At 71.1% G+C, this 19,296-nt stretch carries 19 protein-coding genes; 8 read left to right on the top strand and 11 right to left on the bottom strand.

From position 1 onward, the window contains the following. The first annotated feature begins 21 nt into the window (after positions 1-21). Positions 22-744, top strand: coding sequence for a response regulator transcription factor (locus ACQHIV_RS19715; RefSeq protein WP_427896160.1), 723 nt, complete (start codon positions 22-24; stop codon positions 742-744). Here ACQHIV_RS19715 and ACQHIV_RS19710 read toward each other — a convergent pair. The 3 genes from ACQHIV_RS19710 to ACQHIV_RS19700 are packed head-to-tail and all read right to left on the bottom strand — an operon-like array spanning position 686 to position 3,471. Next, positions 686-1,366: a phosphatase PAP2 family protein gene (locus ACQHIV_RS19710; protein ID WP_427896159.1), complete on the bottom strand. Its 681-nt coding sequence runs from the start codon at positions 1,364-1,366 to the stop codon at positions 686-688. The two genes, ACQHIV_RS19715 and ACQHIV_RS19710, sit on opposite strands and share 59 nt — an antisense overlap. A 5-nt stretch (positions 1,367-1,371) precedes the next feature. Next, positions 1,372-2,049: a response regulator transcription factor gene (locus ACQHIV_RS19705; RefSeq protein WP_427896158.1), complete on the bottom strand. Its 678-nt coding sequence runs from the start codon at positions 2,047-2,049 to the stop codon at positions 1,372-1,374. Positions 2,050-2,088: 39 nt separating this feature from the next. After that, on the bottom strand, positions 2,089-3,471 hold the full coding sequence (locus ACQHIV_RS19700; protein WP_427896157.1) for an ATP-binding protein: 1,383 nt from the start codon (positions 3,469-3,471) through the stop codon (positions 2,089-2,091). Between the two features lie 115 nt (positions 3,472-3,586). Here ACQHIV_RS19700 and ACQHIV_RS19695 point away from each other — a divergent pair, with 115 nt between their 5' ends. From ACQHIV_RS19695 to ACQHIV_RS19670, 6 genes are all read left to right on the top strand, one after another. Then, entirely contained in the window at positions 3,587-4,957 is a 1,371-nt protein-coding gene (locus tag ACQHIV_RS19695) for an FAD-binding protein (protein WP_427896156.1), read from the top strand. Beyond that, positions 4,954-5,652 carry an SDR family NAD(P)-dependent oxidoreductase gene (locus ACQHIV_RS19690; protein ID WP_427896155.1) on the top strand — a complete coding sequence of 233 codons (699 nt, stop codon included), beginning with the start codon at positions 4,954-4,956 and terminating at the stop codon, positions 5,650-5,652. The genes ACQHIV_RS19695 and ACQHIV_RS19690 overlap by 4 nt, the downstream gene beginning before the upstream one ends. Beyond that, positions 5,643-6,773 carry a phosphodiester glycosidase family protein gene (locus ACQHIV_RS19685; protein ID WP_427896154.1) on the top strand — a complete coding sequence of 377 codons (1,131 nt, stop codon included), beginning with the start codon at positions 5,643-5,645 and terminating at the stop codon, positions 6,771-6,773. The genes ACQHIV_RS19690 and ACQHIV_RS19685 overlap by 10 nt, the downstream gene beginning before the upstream one ends. Further along, positions 6,770-7,675 (top strand): decaprenyl-phosphate phosphoribosyltransferase, encoded by a 906-nt coding sequence (locus ACQHIV_RS19680; RefSeq protein ID WP_427896153.1) that lies wholly within the window; start codon positions 6,770-6,772, stop codon positions 7,673-7,675. Before ACQHIV_RS19685 ends, ACQHIV_RS19680 begins: the two co-directional genes overlap by 4 nt. Positions 7,676-7,701: 26 nt before the next feature. Then, positions 7,702-8,001: a PadR family transcriptional regulator gene (locus ACQHIV_RS19675; RefSeq protein ID WP_427896152.1), complete on the top strand. Its 300-nt coding sequence runs from the start codon at positions 7,702-7,704 to the stop codon at positions 7,999-8,001. A 193-nt stretch (positions 8,002-8,194) separates the two neighbouring features. Further along, positions 8,195-8,878 carry a hypothetical protein gene (locus ACQHIV_RS19670; protein ID WP_427896151.1) on the top strand — a complete coding sequence of 228 codons (684 nt, stop codon included), beginning with the start codon at positions 8,195-8,197 and terminating at the stop codon, positions 8,876-8,878. 153 nt (positions 8,879-9,031) lie between these two features. Here ACQHIV_RS19670 and ACQHIV_RS19665 read toward each other — a convergent pair whose 3' ends face one another. Beyond that, positions 9,032-10,231 carry an alpha/beta hydrolase family protein gene (locus ACQHIV_RS19665; RefSeq protein WP_427896150.1) on the bottom strand — a complete coding sequence of 400 codons (1,200 nt, stop codon included), beginning with the start codon at positions 10,229-10,231 and terminating at the stop codon, positions 9,032-9,034. A gap of 83 nt (positions 10,232-10,314) precedes the next feature. Here ACQHIV_RS19665 and ACQHIV_RS19660 point away from each other — a divergent pair, with 83 nt between their 5' ends. Beyond that, complete coding sequence (locus ACQHIV_RS19660) at positions 10,315-12,258, top strand: hypothetical protein (RefSeq protein ID WP_427896149.1); 1,944 nt, start codon at positions 10,315-10,317, stop codon at positions 12,256-12,258. Here ACQHIV_RS19660 and ACQHIV_RS19655 read toward each other — a convergent pair. The 7 genes from ACQHIV_RS19655 to ACQHIV_RS19625 form a co-directional block, all read right to left on the bottom strand. After that, on the bottom strand, positions 12,212-12,871 hold the full coding sequence (locus ACQHIV_RS19655) for a response regulator (protein ID WP_427896148.1): 660 nt from the start codon (positions 12,869-12,871) through the stop codon (positions 12,212-12,214). The genes ACQHIV_RS19660 and ACQHIV_RS19655 overlap by 47 nt on opposite strands. Then, positions 12,868-14,157, bottom strand: a complete 1,290-nt coding sequence (locus tag ACQHIV_RS19650; RefSeq protein ID WP_427896147.1) for a sensor histidine kinase — start codon at positions 14,155-14,157, stop codon at positions 12,868-12,870. The genes ACQHIV_RS19655 and ACQHIV_RS19650 overlap by 4 nt, the downstream gene beginning before the upstream one ends. A 53-nt stretch (positions 14,158-14,210) precedes the next feature. Next, positions 14,211-15,044, bottom strand: coding sequence for a hypothetical protein (locus tag ACQHIV_RS19645; protein ID WP_427896146.1), 834 nt, complete (start codon positions 15,042-15,044; stop codon positions 14,211-14,213). Continuing rightward, positions 15,041-15,967: an ABC transporter ATP-binding protein gene (locus tag ACQHIV_RS19640; protein WP_427896145.1), complete on the bottom strand. Its 927-nt coding sequence runs from the start codon at positions 15,965-15,967 to the stop codon at positions 15,041-15,043. The genes ACQHIV_RS19645 and ACQHIV_RS19640 overlap by 4 nt, the downstream gene beginning before the upstream one ends. An 84-nt stretch (positions 15,968-16,051) precedes the next feature. Further along, positions 16,052-17,305, bottom strand: a complete 1,254-nt coding sequence (locus tag ACQHIV_RS19635) for a hypothetical protein (protein ID WP_427896144.1) — start codon at positions 17,303-17,305, stop codon at positions 16,052-16,054. A 50-nt stretch (positions 17,306-17,355) separates the two neighbouring features. After that, positions 17,356-18,597 carry an ATP-binding protein gene (locus ACQHIV_RS19630; RefSeq protein ID WP_427896143.1) on the bottom strand — a complete coding sequence of 414 codons (1,242 nt, stop codon included), beginning with the start codon at positions 18,595-18,597 and terminating at the stop codon, positions 17,356-17,358. Continuing rightward, positions 18,588-19,241 (bottom strand): response regulator transcription factor, encoded by a 654-nt coding sequence (locus tag ACQHIV_RS19625; protein WP_427896142.1) that lies wholly within the window; start codon positions 19,239-19,241, stop codon positions 18,588-18,590. Before ACQHIV_RS19625 ends, ACQHIV_RS19630 begins: the two co-directional genes overlap by 10 nt. Between the last annotated feature and the right edge of the window lie 55 nt (positions 19,242-19,296).

Below are 19,296 nucleotides of genomic sequence, written 5' to 3'. Positions count from 1 at the left end.
GCGGGTTCTACCTTCGTAGGTGTGAGATCCACGGCCGAACGTACTCCGGTGGTCATCGTCGAGGACGATGACCGGATCGGGGGGTTGCTCGAGCGGGCGCTGACCGGGAGCGGGTACGAGGCGTTCTGGTCGCGGACCGGGCGGGGCGGTTTGGCGGTGGCGCGTCGGGAACAGGCCGAGGTCGTCCTCCTGGACCTCGGACTGCCCGACGTGGACGGCGTGGAGCTGGCGCGGCGGTTGCGCGCGGAGTTGCCGGGGCTGTTGCTGGTGATGCTGACCGCGCGCGGCGAGGAGATCGACATCGTGTCGGGCCTCGACGCGGGGGCCGACGACTATCTGGTGAAACCGTTCAGCCTGACCGTGTTGCTGGCACGGTTGCGGGCGCATCTCCGCCGCCGTCCGGCGCCGCGGGTCGAGGGGCCGGTCGAGATCGCGGACCTGACCGTGGACACCGCGGCCCGTCGCTGTACGGTCGCCGCCGCCGAGTTTCCGCTGCGTCCGAAGGAGTACGAACTCCTGGAGACGCTGGTCCTGAACGCCGGCGCGGCGCTGTCCCGCGAGGACCTGATGGCGACGGTGTGGGACGAGAACTGGTTCGGCTCGACGAAGACGCTCGACGTCACGATCGCCGCCTTGCGCCGCCGCCTGGAGTCCGCGCGGGCCGCCGTACCGTCGCTGCGGCTGCCTACGGTGTCAACTCTCCGCGGGCACGGCTACCGCTTGGATCCGCCCGCCACGAGCTGAGCAGGTGGACCACCGTGGCGAGCAGGCACAACCAGGTCACCGCCACCGTCCACCCGGCGAGTACGTCGGTCGCCCAGTGGTAGCCGAGGTACACCCGGCTGAGCCCCATCGCGATGCTCAGCACCACGGCGAGCGCCGTACCGGCGATCTTCCATGCCCGGGAAACGCCTGTGTACCAAAGCAGTCCGGCGAGCAGCCCGAAGAAGACCGTGCCGCTCAGCGAGTGCCCGGACGGGAACGAGAACCCGGTGTCGATCGTGCCGATCACGAGGTGCGCGGCCGGCCGGTGCCGTCCGATGAGAACCTTCAGCACGTAGGTGAGGATCGCCGCGCCCGCCATCCCGGCGGCGATTACGACGGCCGGGCGCCAGCGGTGGGTGCGGAGCCGGATCAGGGCCGCGACCACCACGGTGAGCGCGGTGAGGACGGGCACCTGGCCGACGAACGTGATCGCCCGGGCGAAGAAGCTCAGCACATCGGTGCGGTGGGCAACGAAGTTCGCGGTCAGCCGCGGGTCGAAGGCGGCCAGGCCGTCGCCTTCCACAGCCGCGTCGGCCTGTACGACGAACGCGAAGGTGCCCAGCGCGGTGAGCAGGAGACCCGCGACAGCACGTGGTACCACCCGGGTCAGCCGCCGTCGGGGTCGAGGCGGTAGCCCATGCCGCGCTGGGTCTGGATGGCGTTCCGCTCGAACGGCGCGTCGAGCTTGAGGCGGAGGTACCGGATGTACACCTCGACGACGTTCGGGTCGCCCTCGAAGGCCGGGTCCCAGACGCTCTCCAGGATCTCGGCCTTGCTGACGGTCTCGCCGCGGTGCCGCATCAGGAACTCGAGCAGGCCGTACTCGCGGCGGGTCAGCACGACCTCCTGGCCGGCCCGTTCGACCCGGCGCCGGACCGGGTCCAGCAGCAGGTCGCCGGCGGTCATCACCACCGGGCGTTCCGGGGCGCCGCGGCGGATCAGCGCGCGCAGCCGGGCGACCAGCACGATGAAGCTGAACGGCTTGGTCAGGTAGTCGTCGGCGCCGAGGTCGAACGCGTCGGTCTGGTCGTAGTCGCCGTCCTTCGCGGTCAGCATCAGCACCGGCGCCCAGACGCCGCGTTCGCGGATCTGCTCGAGCACCTTGTAGCCGTTCAGCTTCGGCAACATGATGTCGAGCACGATGACGTCGTACGGGTTCTCCGTCGCCGCCCAGACAGCGTCCTCGCCGTTGTGCACGACCTCGACCACGAACCCGTCCTCGGTCAACCCGTGCCGAACCGTCTCGGCCAGGGGGACCTCGTCCTCGACAATCAGTACCCGCATGCTTCCAGTGTCCTGCCAGATTGCTGAGAGCAACCTGAGTCAGGGTGTCGGCAGCGGCAACGTAACTGTTGCGACGGTTCCCCGTGAGGCGGCTGGGGTCAATGTGACCGTCCCGTGATGCGCCTTGGCGATCTCCTGGACGATCGACAGCCCGAGCCCCGACCCGCCGCTGGCCCGCGCCCGGCTGGTGTCGAGCCGCACGAACCGCTCGAAGACCCGCTCCCGGTCGCTCTCCGGGATCCCGTCGCCGTCGTCCTCGACCGTGACGATCGCGTGCCCGTCCTGCTCGGCGGCGCTCAGCCGGACCGTGCTGTGCGCGGCGGTCGCCGCGTTCTCGACCAGGTTCCGGATCAGCTGGCTGAGCCGCAGCGGATCGCCGACGACCCGGACCGGCCGTACGTCGGCCCGCACCTCGAGCCGCCGCGCCGCCCGGAGCCGCCGTACCTCGGTGTCGACCAGGTCGTCGAGGTCGACGTCGGACCGGTGCAGCGGGAGCGCGGCGTCGTCGGCCTTCGCGAGCAGCAGCAGGTTCTCCACCAGCCGCTGCATCCGGTCGGCCTCGCCCCGCATCAGCTCGTGCAGCCCTTCCCACGCCTGCCCGCGGGCCGTCGGCTCGATCACGTCCAGCCCGGCCGACATCGTCGCGAGCGGCGACCGCAGCTCGTGGCTGGCGTCGGCGACGAACCGCCGCTGGTTCGCCTGCCCGGCCTGCAACCGGTCGAGCATCTCGTTCATCGTCGCGGCCAGCCGCGCGATCTCGTCGTCGGTCTCCGGCACCGGGACCCGTTCGGTCAGGTCGCTCGACTCGATGCCCTGCACCCGCGACCGGATCCGTTCCACCGGCCGCAACGCCTGCCCGGTCAGCAGCCAGCTCGCCGTGCCGACCACGATCAGCAGGACCGGGAACCCGAGCACCAGGTACTGCGTGACGGTGGCGACGGTCGCCCGCTGCGTCTCCACCGACGACGCGACCACCGCGGTGTACGTCGTACCGCCGTATTCGACGCCGCGGGCAACGATCAGGTAGTCGTGATCGTCGTCCAGCAAGGGCATCTCGCCGACCTCGGCCCGCAGTACCGTCCCCGCGGCCGGCCGCAACGTGGTCAGCGGAACGGTCTCCGCGCGCGCGGACGAGGCCGCGACCACCTGCCCGGAGCTGTCCAGCACCTGCACGATCTGGCTGGCGCGCGTGGTCTTCGCGAGATCCGCGCCGATGTTGGCGACGCCTTCCTCGCTGACCTGGGCCGCGACGTCGACGACCCGTCCGTCGGCGGCGTCCGAGGCCGCGCTGATCAGCGCCCGCTGCAGGAGCAGCAGCAGGACGCCGGCGCCGAGCGCCATCGCCGCCGCGACGACGACGATCGCGGCCGCGGTCGATCTGCTCCGGACACTTGCCCGCCGGAGCCGGGAGATCGACGGCAAACCGGTTGCTCCTTCCCGAGAGGACCCCCGCGCCAAGTGTTGTCGGCGGCACCTGAGCAGCACCTGAGTCAACCGACTCAGCACGCTCTCAGTGCGTCGTGCCTAGCTTCAAAAGGTGACACCCGAAGAGCGCGGCATCGAGTCGCTGGCCGGCTGGGGCCGTACTATGCGCCGCACGTGTGAGGTGCGGCGACCGACCTTCGACGGCGGGCTGGTCGACGCGGTCCTGGGCGCGCCGCGGCTCACCGTGCGCGGCGCCGGCAAGAGCTACGGCGACGCTGCTCTGCCGGGTTCCGGTGCGGTGCTGGACCTGACGGCCTTCGACCGGATCGTCTCGTTCGACGAGGGCAACGGTGTCGTGGTCGTCGAGGGCGGGGCCTTGCTGAAGGACCTGATCGACCAGACGCTCCCGATCGGCTGGAAGGTGCCCGTGGTGCCCGGGACCGAGCGGATCACGGTCGGCGGCGCGATCGCGTCCGACGTGCACGGGAAGAACCATCCGGGCGCGGGGTCGTTCGGGCAGCATGTGCTGTGGATCGCCTTGCTGCGTTCGGACGGGACGATCGCGCAGCTGTCGGCGGGCCAGGACGCGGACGGCTTCTGGGCGACGATCGGCGGGATGGGGCTGACCGGCGTGATCCTGCGCGCGGCGATCCAGCTGCAGCGGGTGGACACCGGCTGGATGATCCGCAACCGCCGGCGCACGCGGTCGCTGGAGGAGACCGTCGCGGCGATGCGCGCGGGCGCGACCCGGCAAGAGCTCGATCCGGGGCGGCATGTCGTGGCCTGGCTGGACGCGCACGCCAACGGCGCGAGCCTCGGGCGCGGCATCGTCGACGAGTACTACGGCGCGTCGACGCTCGACCTCCCGGGCGCCGTCGCGCCGTTCCACGAGAACAGGTCGCCGCGCGCCCGCACCCGTCGGTCGCTGCCCGGCCGAGGTGTGGTGACCGGCGCGACGATCGCCGCCGCGTCGGCGGCCCGGTGGCACCTCAGCCGGTCCGCGAACTCGCAGCTCGTCGCGATGCGCTCCGCGTTGTGCCCGCTCGACCGCGCCGACGGCTGGCCCGCGGCGTTCGGGCAGGGCGGGCTGGTGCAGTACCAGTTCGCCGTACCGCCGGACGAGATCGGCACGATCCACGAAGTACTCGCGTACCTCGGCACGCACGGGTTGACGCCGGCGCTGGCGACGTTGAAGAACCTCGGCTTCGGTACGGCGGGCGGGTTGTCGTTCCCGATCCCGGGGTGGACGCTCGCGGTCGACCTGCCCGCGCGGCAGCTGCGGCCCGGGACCATGCATCCGATCGACAAGCTGGTCGCGGGTGCCGGCGGCCGGGTGTACCTCGCGAAGGACTCGGTCACCGATCCGGAGTTGATCCCGTTGATGTACCCGCGGTTGCCGACCTGGCGACGTACCCGGCAACGGCTCGACCCGGCCGGGCGCTGGACGTCCGGGCTCGCCGAGCGCCTGGGACTGCTGTCATGACCATGGGCTCTGTCCTTCTCGTCGGCGGTTCCTCCGAGATCGGAATGGCGGTACTGATGCAGCTGCTCGGCCCCGCGCCGCGGCACGTGATCCTGGCCGGCCGCCCGAGCGGCGAGCTCTGGCGCAACGCCGAGAAGCTCCGCGAGGCCGGGTACCCGGTGGACACGGCGGAGTACGACGCGACCCTCGACACCGGCGCGCTCGACGGGATGCTCGACCAGGTGTGCGCGGAACACCCGCTGGAGCTGGCGATCGTGGCGGTCGGATCGATGGCGACGACCTCCTTCGCGGAGGGGCTGCTGGTGAACGGTACGGCGGTCTCGCTGTTGCTGCAGGCCCTGGTACGGCGCGCGCCCGAGCAGGTCGTGCTGCTGTCGTCGGCGGCCGCGGTCCGGCCGCGGGCGTCGATCGCGGCGTACTCGCTGGGCAAACAGCTGGCGGACTCGACGGCGCTGCTGCTGGCGCGGCAGTCCGGTGTGCGCGTTCTCGTCGTACGGCCGGGGTTCGTGACGACGCGGATGACGGAGGGGTTGGCTCGGCCGCCGTTGTCGACGACACCGGAGCGGGTGGCCCGGCGGGTCGCGGCGGCGGTCGAGCTGCACAAGGGGGTTGTCTGGGTGCCCGGTGCGATGGGTCTCGCGATGCGGGTGCTGAGTCTCGTGCCGCGCAAGCTGCTTCCGGCGGCGTGGCGATGAAGCGGCGCCGGTTCCGGAAGCGGTGGATCGCGCTGGCGGTCTGCCTGTTGTTGGTCGTACCCGCGGTTTCGTACGTCCGGGCACTGCTGTATCCGGGGAGTGCCAGCTTCAGCGTGCGGACCGTCGAGTGGTTCCGCGATCACGGTGGCGGCGGGCTGATCGACGCGATCGAGACCTGGAAGTACTCGCACCAGCAACCGCCCGCGACCGGCGCCCCGATCGACGTCACCGTGCCCGCAACGGTCCCGCCGCCGGCGGCCGGCCGGCCGGGGGTACGCCCGACGTCCGCCGGGTTACCCGTCGTCCATCTGCTGCCCGGCGTGCCCGCGCTTGCGCAGGAGGGCGTCTGGTCGGTGGCGCGGCAGTCGACGACCGGCGTACCGCTGATCTGGACGAGCTGGTTCCGGACCGACCCCGGCCATCTGCCGGTGACGGCCGCGGCCGCGCTCCTGCCGCGGAGCAGCTACCACCTGCACCTGAACCCCGGTACCCGCGAGCCGATCGTGGGGATGAAGTCCAGGAGCGGGTACTCCGTCCCGCAGGCGGACCGGCCGAACCTGGTCGCGACGTTCAACGCCGGGTTCAAGATGAACGACTCGCACGGCGGCTGGTGGACGACCGAGTCCGCCGCGATTCCGCTGGTCGACGGGCGGGCGTCGGCGGTGATCTACCGCGACGGCTCGGCCCGGATCGGCACCTGGAACCAGACGGTACGAATGACCAAGGACGTCGTCGCGGTCCGGCAGAACCTCGACCAGGTGATCGTCGACGGCCAGATCGTGCCCGGGCTGACCGCCAACGCGAACGGGCGCTGGGGAACCGTTCGCAGCCAGTTCCAGTACACCTGGCGGTCCGGGCTCGGGACCGATGCCCACGGCAACCTGATCTACGTCGTCGGCAGCAAGCTCACGCTCGCCACGCTGGCCGCGGCGATGCGCCAGGCCGGCATCGTGCAGGGCATGGAGCTCGACATCCACTCGGCGATCGTGAGCTTCGACATCGAGCAGCCGGGGCCGAACGGCGCGGTCACCGGGCACCGGTTGCTGCCGTCGATCAGCTCTCCCGCCAACCGCTACCTGGTCGACGACCAGCGCGACTTCTTCTATGTGACGGCGAAATGACCAGCGTTCAGACTCCGGTTCAGGTGGTACGGCGGGAAGGTACGGCGCGGTCGCTGCTGCGGCTGAGCCGGCCGCAGCAGTGGCACAAGGCGGTGATGCTGTTCGCCGCACCAGCGGCCGCGGGGGCGCTGGAGTCGCCGGGCGTGGTCCTGCGGGCCGCGATCGCCGCGGTCGGGTTCATCCTGCTCGCGGTGGCGATCTACGCTTTCAACGACATCCGGGACGCGCCCGACGACCGCCGGCATCCGCGCAAACAGTCCCGGCCGATCGCGTCCGGTGCGCTGAGCCCGCTGGTGGCGGGGGTGTTCGGGGTGACGGCCGCACTGTCGGGGCTCGCCGTCGTGAGCGGTCTCGGCTGGCGGACGTTCGCGCTGGCCGCGGCGTACCTGGTCGCGCAGGTCCTGTACGTCACCGGGCTGAAGCACGTGGCCGTGATCGACCTGGTCATCGTCGCCCTCGGCTTCGTCCTGCGGGCGGCCGCGGGCGGTACGGCGACCGGGCTGCCGGTGTCGCACTGGTTCCTGCTGGTGTCGTTGTTCGGGGCGATGTTCCTCGTGACCGGGAAGCGCAAGGCCGAGCACCACGCGGCGGGGAACGCGGTCAGCCGGCCGGTACTGGCGGCGTACCCGAGTTCCTGGCTCGACCAGGTGATGACGGTCGCGCTGCTCGGGACCGCGCTGTCGTACGGGATGTGGGCGTTCCAGTACCTCGGCCACGACGTGTACCGCGAACTGCTCGCGGTCTCGTTCCTCCCGTTCTTCACCGGGCTGCTGCGCTACGCGCTGCTCGTGTCGACCGGGCGCGGGGAGGAACCCGAACACGAGATCTTCCGCGACCGGGTGCTGCTGGTCGCCGGCCTGAGCTGGGCGGCGCTGGTCGCGATCGGGCTGTACTTCGCTTGATACGCGTCGCGTAGTACCGTGGCGGGATGCAGGCGAACGATGCGCAGACGCTGGTGCTGTCGGTGCTGGCGGACGGGCCGAAGCACGGCTACGCGATCAACAACGCGATCGAGGAGCTGACGGGGCAGCGGCTGGGGGCCGGGAGCCTGTACGGCGCGCTGACCCGGTTGGAGGCCAAGGGCCTGATCGAAACGCTGGAGGAGCAGGGTCGGCAACGTCCGGTCCAACTCACTCCTGCCGGCCGCGAGGTCCTCGAGAAAGAACTCCGAGCCATGGCAAAGGTGGCCAACGCCGGCCTCCGCAACCTCGGACTACGCCCCACATGAATGCCGGACCGGACGCTTGTGCCAACGGCAGGCCGGACGACACCCGGGCCGAGGCTCGAGAGGTGCGGCGGGGGACGCATCGTGCGGGTGGAGGGGTGAGGTTCGGGTGAGGGGTGGGGTGCTGCGGGTGGTTTCGCGGGGGTTGGTGGGGCTTTATCCGCGGGCCTTTCGGGAGCGGTGGGGTGGGGAGTTGGTGGGAGAGGCCGAGCGGGTCGGGTGGCGGGGGATGCCGCAGTTGGTGTGGGCCGTCGCGGGGATGTGGTTGCATCCGGCGATCTGGCCGGCTGATTCGATGGCGGAGCGGCGGCGGCGGGTGGCGGCGCTGGCCGTGGTGGTGACGGCGGCCGGGTGGTTGACGGCGCATGCGGTGCTCGAGTTGACGGGGGCCGTGCCGCGGGGGTTGGCGCATTCGTGGCGGCTGACGATGTGCGACACGCTGACGTTTGTCGGGTTCCTGCTGGCGGTGCCGGTTCCGCGGTTGCGGTCGGTGGTCCGGTTGGGGCTGCTCGCGGTACGGCGGATCGCCCTGCCGGTGGGGATCGGGGCGGGCGTCGTGTTCGTCGTACACCGGGACTTCGCCGTACCCGCGGTCGTGAAGCTCGCCGTGGTCGCCGCCTGGTGGCTGGCGTTGACGATGGTCGCCGGACAGGCAATCCGCACGGTCGCGGACGTCGACCTCACGACCGTCGCCGTACCGAGCCCCCGCCGCCTCCGCCTCGGCCTGTGGACCACCGCCGCGGGCCTTGCCGGCAGCGGCCTCACCCTCCTCACCGCCAGCGGCAACCTCACCGGCGTCCTCGCCGGCGCCACCATCCTCACCCTCGCCGCCACCGTCAACGGCACAGTCCACGACCTGACCGACCTACGACCCACCTGACCCACCCGCCCCCGCGCCGGCACCACCTCCGGGCGCCAGTCGCGTGGTTGCGGACTGCCAGGCCATCACAATTGGTGGTGGGTTGGTGGTGGGCCGCTCACGGGAGTTGTGGGCGACGGATTGTGATGGGCTGGGGGTCCGGAGCCGCCGCAGTCAGCGTGGTGCTGTCAGTTGTGCTGTTGGGTATTTGGTTTGCAGGGTGGTGATGGTGGTGGTGGGGGCGTTGCGGGTGGTGTGGTCCAGGAAGGCTGTGACGTAGTCGTTCTGGATCGCGAGTGCCTGGCGGGGGTTGATGGAGCCGAGGCCGATCAGGCTGCGGAGTGGTGGGCCGATGAAATACAGGTCGTAGTCGGTGAAGTTCATGTGGTGGGCGCCGGTGACGACGACCTGCCAGTGCGGGCCGGTGCTTGCCTTGAGCAACTTCGCGGCGACGGCCTGTTCGCCGCCTTGGTCGGTGGCTTTCGGGCCGCAGACGCCGGTGGTGCAGGAGTCCTCCGCGCCGAGGATCATGAACGGCTTCGCGAGCCCGGTGTCGACGACCTTGCCGAACTGCGTCCCGTCGAGGTCGACCGCACCGGCGCACCGCGGGTCCACCCGGCACGCCTCCAGCGACGACGCCCCGCCGTACGAGTGCCCGACGTACGCCACCTGCGGCTCGAGCTTCCCCGCGAACTGACCGGTCCGTCCGAGCGCCTGCACCTGATCGGCGACGAACCGTGCGTCCGTGGCCCACTCGGTCGCCAGTCGGTCGCCGGTCTGTTCGGCCTCGCCGGTGTGGCCGCCGAGGTCCGGTGGATTCCCTTGGCGGTTCGAGGGGACGGCCTGCCCGCCGAGGACGGTCAGGTTCGCGCTGTACGTCGGCGTCAGGCCCGCGACGACGTACCCGTGACTCGCGATGCTCTCGGCCAGGGCGCTGTACTGCGGGGCCGCGAACCCCATGCCCGGCTCCAGCACCACGACCGGGAACCGCCCGTCCGCCACCGCCGCGCCGTCGATCGACCGCACCCGGATCTTCCCGAAGTCGGTCTCGAACCACCCGGCCGGCGCCCCGAACGCGAGCTTCGACCACAGCCCCGGGGTGTACGCCGGATGTGGTCCCTGGGCGTCCGCCGGCGCCGGGTACCACAGCCAGACGGACAGCCGCCGCGGTCCGTGGTGCGGGTCGAGCGGGTCGGCACGTCCGGCGTCGACCCACTCGAAACTGGTCCGGCCGACCTGGTACTTCCCGCTCAGCGCCGGCAGCACCACCTGCCGCGACCCGAACGCTGCCATCGCCATCACGTACCAGGCCAGCAGTACCAGCACGCTGCCGATCCCGATCAGTACCCGTCGCCTCCACCGATGTCTCCGCATGCTCGCCATAGTACACACTGCGTACTACGCGATGCGTACTAAGACTCAGCTAGTTCTCAGCTAACCGTGGGTACGTTCCAGCCATGGCACGGCTCGTACGTCGGATCGGGAGGCGTGCCCTGGCAGCGCTACTGCTCGGGTTCCTCACCCACGCCACACCCGCCCCGGCCCTCGCCGCGCCCGATGCGGCGCGTGTTGTGGTGCTCGGGGTCAGCGGCCTGACGTGGTCGGATGTGTCGGCGAGCGCGACGCCGGGGTTGTGGGGGCTGGTCGGCGAGTCGGCCGTGGCGGCTGTTTCGGTACGGACGGTGGCCGTGGTGGGGTGTGCGGCGGACGGGTGGTTGACGTTGAACACCGGCGTACGGACGGACGCGCCGCGCGGGGCGGACGGTGGATGTGTCGCACCGGCGGAGTTGATGGGGCAGGGGAGCGTGACGCGGTGGGGCGATATCGGGTCGCTGGGGAGGCAGTCGTCGTACGATCCGGACTTCGGGCTGCTTGCCGCGGGGGCTGGGCGGCGTGGGTGTGCTACCGCGGTCGGTCCGGGCGCGGGGCTGGCGCTTGCTGATGCTCAGGGTCGGGTGGCGCACTACAGCCCGGACTTGCAGACGGCGGATCTGACGGCTTGTCCGTTGACCGTGGTTGACGTGCAGCCGAGCGGTCTGGACGCGGCGATCGCGGAGGTGCGTACGGCGGTGCCGGCGGCCGAGCTGGTGGTCGTGGGGCTTCCCAACGGGTCGGCGCCGCATCTGCAGGCGCTGGTTGTGCACGGGATCGGGACCGGGCTGCTGACCGCGAACTCCACCCGGCACCCGGGGCTGGTCCAGCTCACCGACCTGACGCCGACGATCCTCAACGCCCTGGGCGTCAGCACACCCGACCGAGCCGTCGGTTCGGTACTGCGGACCACCTCCGGAGCACCGCACCAGGTGGCGGAGTTCGACCGGGCGGCGCAGACGATCGATCGCAACGTGACCGCGTTCTACTGGCTCGTCGGAATCGGAGCCCTGGTCTGCAGTGGGCTGGTGATCGCGTTCGGGCGGCCGCGGTGGCTGCTGCTCGTGAGCGCTTCGTTGCCCGTAGCATCTTTCCTGGCGAATCTCCTGCAGTGGTGGCGCTCCTCGTCGGCCTCGCTCGTGCTGTGGGTCGGTGTGATCGGCTGGGCGGTCGTGGTCGGTACGGCGGCCAGGTTCGGCCCCTGGCGACGGCAGCGGCTCGGGTCGGTGGGGTTCGTGGCCGCGGTGACGGCGGTTGTGCTGGCGGCGGACGTGGTGACCGGGTCGCGGTTGCAGTTGTCGAGTCTCTGGGGGTTGTCGCCGCTCGACGCGGGACGGTTCTACGGGGTCGGGAACGTTGCCTTCGGTGCGTTCGCGATGTCGGTGCTGATCGGCTGCGCGTGGGTCGCGAGCGTCGTACCGCGGCGCCGGGCCGTGCTGAGTATCGCCGGGATCGGCCTGGCGGCCGTGGTGGTGGACGGCTGGCCGTCGTTCGGCGCGGACTTCGGCGGAGTGCTCGCGCTGATACCCGGCCTCGCGCTGCTCGCCGCGGCCGTCGCCGGCGTGCGGGTCCGCGCCCGCTGGGTGCTGATCGCTGCTGCTGCGGCGGTCGCGGCGGTCGTGGGCCTCGCCCTGGCCGACTGGTCGCGAGGAGCCGGCCGCCGCTCGCACCTGGGGAACTTCGTCCAGCAGGTGATCGACGGCACCGCCGGCAGTACCTTGCACCGCAAGCTCGACGCCAACCTGCAGTCGTTCGCCGGCCGCCCCTGGCTGGCCTTGCTGGTCGCACTCGTCGTCCTGCTCACCGCGTACCTCGTGATCAGGCCTGGACGACGAGCCACTCAGTTGTTCGAGACCGAGCCGGTCCTGCGCTCGTGTATCGCGGCCTGCCTGGTGACAGCCGTCGTCGGACTGGCCGCCAACGACTCCGGCGTCATCGTGCTCGGTATCTGCTGCGCCGTCGCGCTCCCGCTGCTCGTGGACGTTATGCAGGATTCGGCGACGCCAGCCCTACGTCGTACGCGAAAATGACCGCCTGAACCCGGTCCCGCGCGCCGATCTTCGCCAGCACCCGCCCGACGTGGGTCTTCACGGTCGACTCGGACAGATGGAGCCGGGCGGCGATCTCCGGGTTGGTCCAGCCGCGGCCGATCGCGATCAGGATCTCGCGTTCGCGGTCGGTCAGCGCGCGGAGCTTCCCGCCGTCCGGCGCGGCGCCCGGCAGTTGGTACGCGTACGTGTCGAGCAGCCGCCGGGTCAGCGCCGGCGCGATGATCGCATCCCCGGCCGCGACCGCGCGGATGCCGCCGAGCAGCTCCTCCGGCCGCGCGTCCTTCAGCAGGAACCCGCTCGCCCCGGCCCGGAGCGCGGCGTGCGCGTACTCGTCCAGGTCGAACGTGGTCAGCACCAGGATCCGCGAGCGATTGCCGCTGGCAACGATCCGCCGGGTGGCCTCGATCCCGTCCATCCCGGGCATCCGGATGTCCATCAGCACCACGTCGGGGCGCAGCTCGGCGGTCCGGCGGACCGCTTCCGAACCGCTCTCGGCCTCGCCCGCGACCTGCGTCTCCGGGACGGACTCCAGCAGGATCCGCAGCCCGAGGCGCTGCAGCGGCTGGTCGTCGACGATCAGTACCGTGGTCATGGCGTCCTTTGCGGTGCGAGGTCGAGCTCGGTCTGGACACGCCAGCCGCCGGCCGGAGTACGCCCGGTCCGGACGACGCCGCCGTACAGCGCGGCCCGCTCCCGCATCCCGATCAGCCCCTGCCCGGCCGCGGACTCGGGGACGAGCGGTACGCCGACCGGCCCGGAGTCCTCGACCCGGATCCGGAGCTGCTGCTTCACGACTTCGAGCGACACCTGCGCCTCGGTGTCCGGCCCGGCGTGCTTGAGCGTGTTCGTCAAGGCTTCCTGGACGATCCGGTACGCCGCCAGCTGCAGGCCGCGGTCGGCCGGGAACTCGCCCGCGGTCCGGTAGCTGACCCGCGGCCCGGCCGCCCGGAACCGCTCGCACAGCGCGTCCACGTCCGCGATCCCCGGCTGCGGGCTGAGCTCCGGTACGACGGTGTCGTCGCGGAGCGCACCGAGCGTACGGCGAAGGTCGTTCAGCGCCTCGCGCCCGGTCTCGCCGATCAGCGTCAGCGCCTCGGCGGTCCGCTCCGGATGGACCCGGACGGCGTACGCGCCGCCGTCCGCGAGCCGGATGATCACCGACAGGTTGTGGCCGAGGATGTCGTGCATCTCCCGCGCCACCCGGGCGCGTTCACCGGCGACGGCGAGCAGCGTGCGCTGGTCGCGCTCGATCTCCAGCCGGGCGGCACGGTCCCGGAGCCCGGCCAGCTGGGAGCGGCGGATCCGGACCACCAGGCCGAGCGCGATCGCCGCGGTCATCGCGCTGACCAGGAAGAACGCGATCTCGGCCACCGAGGCGATCGGCGCGATCCGGACCACGGCGAACGCGAACGCCGCGATCGTGATCGCGCACGCCCAGAGCAGCCGGCGCAGCGAGCTGTGCAACGTGAGGCTGTACAGCGCGATCAGCAGCGCGACGTCCGCCCGGAGGAACACGAGCAGCGACCACTGCACGGTGAACGCGAGCGCGGTCAGTACGAACGCCGTCATCGGCGCGCGCCGCCGTACCAGCAGCGGCAGCACCAGGCCGGCCTGGAGCGCGATCATGCCCCACCGGGGCGGCTGCGTGAACACCCCGGCCAGCTCGCGCGGATCGACGCCGCGCAAGAGGTCAGGTACGCAGAACAGCAGCACCGCGCCGAGCACCACGAGCGTGTCGAGGACCCACGGGCGGGCGCGGTCCGCGCGGCGCAGCCGCCGGGCGACCTGGCTGAGGCGGACCACCCAGGGGTGCCGCCACAGCGGATCAGGATCGACCGGCGGCACCTGGCCACCAACCCTTCCACCAGCCACCGTCACGACTCCATTGTGACCGTCCGGGCGCATGGCAACAGACTGCTCTCAGTTACCACTCAGGCGTCGCTGCGCGACAACCGCCACGCCGCCCCGGCCAGAGCCAGCGCGGTCCATGCCGCGAACACCAGGAACCCGGGTCCCGCTGACAAGGTGTGCGGCCCGTGATGCAGCGAGTACATCGACTCGCCCGCGATGCTCGGCAGGTACGGCTGGATCGCGTTGTGCCACGACGTCGGCAGCAGCGAGACCAGACCGGGCAACAGCATCAGCACGGCGACCAGCACGGAGATGGCGCCCGCGACAGACCGCAGCAACGCACCGAGCGCGACCCCGATGACGCCGATCAGCCCGAGGTAGACCGTCGCACCGAGCAGACTCCGGACGACGCCACTGCTGGAGATCGTCAGCGCGGCCGGCGTGTTGTGCACGATGCTGCTGTCCACGAAGAACGTCACGAACGACCCGACCAGCGCGAGCACCAGCGCGACCACGCCGTACACCGCGGCCTTCGACCACAGCACCGGCAACCGCCGCGGGACCGCGGCGAGCGTGGAACGGATCGCCCCGGTCGAGTACTCACCGGCCGTCACCAGCACCCCGAGCACCCCGAGCGCGAGCTGCGACAGCGGTACGCCGAACAACGAAAGGCTCAGCGCCGTCGAGTCCAGGAAGTCCGGGTCCATCTGCCGCCCGGACGTGATGCCGGAGTGGTAGCGCCAGGCCGCAATGGTGCCGAAGGCAATCAAGAACAGGAGTGCCAGGCCGAGCGTGATCCAGGTAGAGCGCAACGACCACAGCTTGGTCGACTCCGACCGCAGCACGTGTGCCCCGGTGACCCGGTACGCCGGTTTCGTGGCGGCGGCGGGTGGTTTCTGCGCGACGGCGGTCATGCGGCACGCTCCTTCAGGTCGGTCGTGCCGTGGTACACCACGTCGTCGCGGGTCAGGTCCATGAACGCCTGCTCGAGCGACACCTGCACGGTGGTCAGCTCGTACAGCGCGATGCCGTGCTCGGCGGCCGTCGTACCAACGGATCGGGCCGTCAGGCCGGTGACCTCGAGCTGTTCGGAGCCGGCGCCGACGATCTGCACCCCCGGCCCGGCGAGCGCGTCCCGCAGCCTCGCGGGCTCCGCGGTCGCGACCCGTACGGCGTCACCGCCCGCCTGCCGGACCAGCTCCTCGACGCTGGTGTCGGCGAGCAGTTTCCCGCGGCCGACGATGATCAGCCGGTCCGCGACCAGCGCCATCTCGCTCATCAGGTGCGACGAGACGAACACGGTCCGGCCCTCGCCGGCCAGCCGGGTGAGCAGGTTGCGGATCCACAGCACGCCTTCGGGGTCCAGCCCGTTCACCGGCTCGTCCAGCATCACGGTCGCCGGGTCGCCGAGCAGCGCGCTGGCGATGCCGAGCCGCTGGCCCATGCCGAGCGAGAACTGACCGGCCCGCTTCCGCGCGACCGACTGCAGGCCGGTCAGCTCGATCACCTCGTCCACCCGACGGCGCGGGATGCCGTGCGTCTGCGCCTGGGTGAGCAGGTGGTTGAAGGCGGACCGGCCGGGATGCACGGACTTCGCCTCGAGCAGCGCGCCGACCTCCTGCAACGGCGACTGATGGTCGCGGTAATGCTTGCCGTTCACCGTCACGGAACCGTGGGTGGGCGCGTCCAGGCCGAGGATCAGCCGCATCGTCGTCGACTTCCCGGCGCCGTTCGGCCCGAGGAACCCGGTGACGGCGCCCGGGCGGACCGTGAACTCCAGCCCGTCGACCGCCGTCGTCTCGCCGTACCGCTTCGTCAGCTGTTTCGCTTCGATCATGGAGCAAAGGTAGGAAGTCCAGGCCCCCGGAACCGTAGTACCGGGGGCCTGATCTTCCGAGTTGCGTGGTACCGCGGTACTACGTCAGCCGAAGGTCTTCAGCAGCGCGGTGATCGCGGCCTTCTCGGCGGTCGGGTCCTTCTTCTCGCGGACCGAGGTGAACAGCGCGTCGTTCTGGCTGTCGATGAAGCCCCAGGCCTTGCCGTCGAGCGGCTGCAGCTTGTCCTGGTCGTCGTCCCAGGCCTTCTCGTAGGCGTTCACGCCCTGGTTCAGCGTGGCCTGGTCGCCCTTCGCGAGCGCGGCGTCCATGCCCTTCACGATCGTCCGGAAGTGCCGCACGTCGACGGCCGGGAAGTGCGCGAGCGCCTGCTTCGAGCTGAGGTGCAGGTTCGCCGCCGGGTTCGGGCCTTCGCCCTCGGCGGCCGCGTTGGCGTGCGGCTGCGCCGACGCCCAGTTCAGCACGAACCCGGCCGCGACCGCCGCCAGCGTCATCACGCCGACCATCGGCCACTCGAGGTGCTTGCGGTGGTACTTCGGGGTCCGCTCGCGGTGCTGGTCGCCCTCGATCACGTCGGACTTGGTCATCGTCAGGTACACGACGGTGGCGAGGATCGCGGCCAGGAAGATCAGGCTGGTGACCAGCGTGCCGAGGCCGAGGCCCTGGTCCGGAACCTTCGGGGAGGCGAGCCAGTCGCCCAGGTTCGCGCCCAGCGGGCGGGTCAGGATGTACGCGAGCCAGAACGCCAGCACCGGGTTCGCGCCCATCCGCCAGCAGCCGACGATGATCGCGATCAGCGCCAGCGGCAGGAGTACGGACACACCCGGGCTCCAGCCGGTCAGCTCGAGCGTCCAGTCGCCCGCCGCCGTACCGAGCGCGAAGGTGACCAGCACCGCCAGCCAGTAGAAGGCCTCGCGGGGCTTGCTGACGATGCTGTGGATCGACAGCGTGCGCTCGCGGGCCCACCAGATCCCGAACACCACCGCGAGCGCGACCGCGAACACCGAGGTGCTGATCCACAGCGGTACGCCGAGCTGGTCGGTGAGGATGTCGGTGTACAGCGTGCCGGTGACGCTGACGACGACCACGGTGAGCCAGTACGCCGCGGGCTTGTACCGCGAGGTGCTGAACTGCCAGACCAGGACGGCCGCGAACACCACGGTGAAGATCACCGCGGTCATACCCAGCCCGACACCGAGCTGCATGTTGATCCAGTCGGCGAAGCTCTCGCCGACGGTGGTGCAGAGGATTTTGATCAGCCAGAACCAAATAGTGACTTCAGGCACCTTGTTCAGCAGCGCCTTGGGCACCGCTGTGCGGGTTGCGGTCTCGGTAGTCATACGGCCACCTTTGCGTGCCGAACCTGCACGCCACCTGACTAGCGCCTGCTCTAGGGCCGGGGGAACCGTACTTCGACGTGCCCGCGGCCGTCGGCGACCGCGCGGACCGTGAGGCCGGTCGCCGTGGCGATCCGGCGGACCACGGCGAGGCCGAGGCCGTGGCCGTTCGTCTGGCTGTGACCGGGCGTGAAGACGCGTTCCAGCTCGTCCTCGCGGAAGCCCGGGCCGTCGTCGAGGACGTGCACGAGGACGTGGTCGTCGTACGCGTCCGCCGTCAGCGAGACGGTGGACCGCGCGTGCCGGGAGGCGTTGTCGAGCAGTGGCTGCAGGACGGCCACCGCGACGTCGGCGGGTACGGCGACCTCCAGGTCGGGCGGGAGGTCGGCGTACCCGATCTGTTCGAGCACCGGGGCCAGCCGGCAGCTCGCCTCGCGGGGCATCCGGGAGCGCGCGGCGTCGAGGATCGCGGTGACCGCCGTACTCAGCCGGTCCGTCTCGGTGAGGACCAGCTCCGGGTCGACCTCGGCGCCGGACAGTTCCGCCAGCTGCGCCTCGCCGCGCAGGACGGCCATCGGCGTCCGTAGTTCGTGCGCGATCTCGTCGGTCAGCCGGCGCTCGTCGGCGATCGTGTCCGAGACCCGGTCGAGCAGCCGGTCGAAGGTCTGCGCGAGCTCGCCGAACTCGTCCCGCGGCGGCCCCATCCGGAACCGCCGGTCCGGGTCGTGGTCGCCCCACTCGTCGGCCAGCGTGGACATCCGCCGGACGACGTGCAGCGAGCGGCTCACGCCGACGTACGCGATCACGGCGGCCAGCACGATCGCGAACGCGCCGAGGATCAGCGACATCACCAGGTTGCGCTGCTCGGACCGTTCGTACGCCGCGAGGTCCACCATCACGACCACGGTCACGTGCTGTCCCTGGATGGGCAGCGGGGCGCCGTACAGCAGGTAGCGCTGCGTGGTCACGAACTCGTCCTGCCCGGCCTGGCCGAGCTGCTGTACGTCGTCCGCGGTCGGCGGACGCAGTACGCCGTCGATCAGCTTGCCGTCGGCGTACACCCAGGCGACCGTGTCGAACGCGTCGCCGGTGCCCTCGACCAGCCGGAGCTTCCCGTCGACGACCTCGACCGTCGCCGCGACCGCCTCCGCCCGGGTCCGCGCGAGCGTCTTCGTGTCCGCCTCGGTCGCCCGCGACAGCAGCACATGACTCAGTACGACGAGAACCGCGACGACCAGGGTCGCCGTCAGCACCGCGAGCGACACGATCCGCCCGCGGAAACCGCTCAGTCCCATCGGTACCCGACCCCGCGGACGGTCGCGACCCGTTCCGCGATCCCGAGGCGGTCGAGTTTCACCCGGAGGCGGCGCAGGTACGAGTCGAGCGTGTTCTGGCTGACGTACGCGCCGTGGGGCCAGCCCGCCGCGACCAGGGAATGCCGGCGTACCACCTCGCCCGGGACCGAGATCAGCCGCCCGAGCAGGCGGAACTCGGTCGGCGTCAGCGGCTCGCCGGTCGTGCCCCGCCGTACCTCGTGGCTCGTCGGGTCCAGTACCACCTCGTCGACGGCGACGTTCACCGTCGTGCGCTTGAGCAGAGCGCGGACCCGGACCAGCAGCTCCGGTACGTCGAACGGCTTGGTCAGGTAGTCGTCCGCGCCCGCCTCGAACCCACTGACCTTGTGGTGCAACCCGCTCAACGCGGTCAGCATCAGCACCGGCGCGTCGACCCCGTGCGCCCGCAACGCCAGGCACACGTCCCGCCCGTCCGCGTCCGGCAGGCCCAGGTCGAGAACCACCGCGTTCGGCGCCGGCTCCAGCTGCGCGAGCAGCTCCCGGCCGTTGGCCGCGGCAACGACCGTGTGCCCGTCGGCCTCCAGCGCCCGCCGGAGCACACCACGCAACGCACGATCGTCTTCACACACCGCAACTCTCGCCACCAGGGCAACCTACCCACCCGTAGCTGAGTGTCAGCTGAAGGCGGCGGCATTCTGC

Origin of the sequence: Kribbella polygonati, assembly GCF_050320105.1 — a bacterium.
GTDB lineage: Bacteria > Actinomycetota > Actinomycetes > Propionibacteriales > Kribbellaceae > Kribbella.
The sequence above is the reverse complement of the archived record's forward strand: the minus strand, read 5'-3'. Positions and strand labels throughout refer to the sequence as shown.